This window comes from Streptococcus pseudopneumoniae (genome assembly GCF_001074565.1).
In the GTDB taxonomy this organism is placed as follows: domain Bacteria; phylum Bacillota; class Bacilli; order Lactobacillales; family Streptococcaceae; genus Streptococcus; species Streptococcus pseudopneumoniae_J.
On record NZ_JUQX01000040.1, the window covers coordinates 1 to 845 of the forward strand.

Genomic DNA, 845 nt, shown 5'->3' on the forward strand with positions numbered 1-845 from the left:
AAGTGTTCTACGCTTGGAAGCTCTGCAAAATGGGGAGTATGATTTGACAGTCTTATATATCCAAGGGAAACCTGGGATTGGTAAGTCTACACTTGCTAGAGATATTGCTTTAGAGGTGCAAGGAGCGCTTGAAAATGCAGGTTTAAGAGGTGGCTCATATTCTGCAAGCTCAAAAAATCCATTTGACAATTATTCAGGAGAGGAAATCCTTATTTTAGATGACTTGCGAGAGGATAGCCTAGCTCCTGCGGATTGGTTGAAGTTATTCGATCCAATCAACTCGGCTAGAATGTCGGCAMGMTATCGAAATAAGCTAGTAGTTCCGAGATTGGTTATTATGTCGGCTTATATGTCTCCAAAACAATTTTTTGGACAGATCCAGGAGGAAGATATAAACCAGTATTTAAGACGGGTCAATTATTCTTCTGAAATCGCTAGAAAGCATGGAATGGAAGAAAGGTTTTATAGTGTTTCAGAAGTTCGAGAGAATAGAGAAAATGGGCATTTCCAACGTCCTGATGGTTCTAGCGTCGTTTTGAACTTTGACTATGAAGATTTGTTTTGTTCGCAAGATAAAGACGATTTTATTCGTAAATTGCTTGAAGATTGTATCTATCCTAGAATATTACCTAAGAAAGCAAAGGACGTGACAAATGGCTAAAAAAATTGTGATGTTCTTTGATGAACGGTTAGATACTGACTTTCGTATAGTACGCTTTGGGAAGTGTATACCAGTAAGGCGAGAAATAGATAATATCTATATGTTCCTGAATGATAGGAATTTATGGAATAGATGCAAAAAAAAGATGCGTGAAAATCAATCACACATCAAAATAAAAAACCAA

At 37.1% G+C, this 845-nt stretch carries 1 protein-coding gene and 1 pseudogene; both read left to right on the plus strand.

Features of this window, described 5'->3' with window-relative positions; genetic code table 11:
* Positions 1-661, plus strand: a pseudogene (locus ADI74_RS06325) (plasmid replication protein); the annotation flags it as partial.
* Positions 654-845: hypothetical protein (locus ADI74_RS11265; protein WP_049537830.1), on the plus strand; the 192-nt coding region annotated here is incomplete at its 3' end. The pseudogene ADI74_RS06325 and the gene ADI74_RS11265, both read left to right, overlap by 8 nt.